The organism is Odoribacter sp. (assembly GCF_985060555.1).
This window is the reverse complement of the sequence record NZ_CFKYFN010000029.1, coordinates 1-1,351: the sequence shown is the minus strand read 5'-3', so window position 1 is coordinate 1,351 and position 1,351 is coordinate 1. Positions and strand designations below refer to the sequence as shown.

General features: G+C 44.6%; 1 protein-coding gene and 1 tRNA gene. Both read right to left on the bottom strand.

Translation table 11 applies throughout. The features are described 5' to 3' along the window. Nucleotides 1-146: 146 nt before the first annotated feature. Nucleotides 147-839: a peptidase associated/transthyretin-like domain-containing protein gene (locus AC5RDS_RS03620; RefSeq protein WP_022459935.1), complete on the bottom strand. Its 693-nt coding sequence runs from the start codon at nucleotides 837-839 to the stop codon at nucleotides 147-149. Between the two features lie 355 nt (nucleotides 840-1,194). Further along, nucleotides 1,195-1,267, bottom strand: a tRNA-Lys gene (locus AC5RDS_RS03615). Between the last annotated feature and the right edge of the window lie 84 nt (nucleotides 1,268-1,351).

Sequence of the window (1,351 nt, the reverse complement as noted above, 5' to 3'; positions counted from 1 at the left end):
TTTACCTTTCAGGACGATTTGCGCCTGGAGCGGTGTCGCCAGGCTCGTTATGATGATCAGAAGAAGAACGGGGATAAGTCGGGGGTGTCTCATAGTTGCGGAGTTTGAAAAGAATATAAAATAGAGTGAAGACGGGGCGGAAAAAGTTATAACCCCCAATTGGGGTCGGAAATATCAGGAACGTTGATCGTCAGATTCAATACGAAATTCAGGGCGCTGTCATAATAGGGAGTTTCCGCATAATCGAACCGATAATATTCGATACGTGTTACGTTGAGAGCAGTCGATGCATTCATGAGTGTCTCGTATTCCATCGGATTTGTTGGGATAAGTCCGTTGAACATAAGACATACCGTACCACCGTTTTCGTCGATCAGATAACCATCTTCGTAGGTTATGCCCGGAATATGGCTGTAAAGATCCTCGATCGTCCGGGCATCGGGGGCAATCTGTTTGGGAAGGTACGTTTCCACGGGCTGTACGGTAGCGAGATCCTTCTGGCTGCGGATGACAGGGAAATGAAAGTAGCGCCGTCCTTCTATGCCGGGCACATAAGCTATCTCGATTTGCCGGGTCTGCGGCTGGATACCCGGACCCGATATTTCGAGCCGGTAGGTCCGGTTGGTGGCAATGGCGTCTAACTCGTAATAACCGTTGACAGATGTAAGCGTCCCGTATTCGGGTTCTCCGGTCGCCGGATCGTACAGCCACAATGAAGCGAAAGGTATTGCCTCCGTCGGATCGGTGGCATAGATGAATCCCGCAATACGTTGTTCCTGACCCGTCGCATGTAGCGAATAACCGAGCAAAGCGAAAAATAATAAAACGAATCTTTTCATAGTCGTTGAATGTTTCTTAATTAAAAATAAGCATTTTACCGGGAATCAGACAAATAATTTTCGGATAAAATAGTTGCGAAATCGAAGAATGGTAATTTTATTTGTGTGATATTGAACTTTTTCTATATCTTATTTGAATATATATTTACGATGGACGGAGTTGCGGAGCAATAAAAATATCGAGGTATGACGCGAAATTGCATTTTGACCGTTGTTTTGAACAAAATGCAGACTTTGTAAAAATGAATTAAAATCGGAAAAAGAAAAATGCCTGATTTTTTCGGCTGCAGATTTCGATAGGATAGGGTAAAGACAAAGGCAGCCGATAATCGATCGATTATCGGCTGCCTTTCCGTGATCCCGCTGGGGCTCGAACCCAGGACCCCAACATTAAAAGTGTTGTGCTCTACCAGCTGAGCTACGGAATCATCCGCGCCAATCCGGAGTTATCCGTTTTGGTGGTGCAAATGTATAGAAAATTTTTGTTTTGCCAAAATAAAACGATATTTTTG

What these genes read in the sequence shown, in the direction of transcription:
- AC5RDS_RS03620 (WP_022459935.1), bottom strand. Translation starts at nt 839, where the DNA reads ATGAAAAGATTCGTTTTATTATTTTTCGCTTTGCTCGGTTATTCGCTA.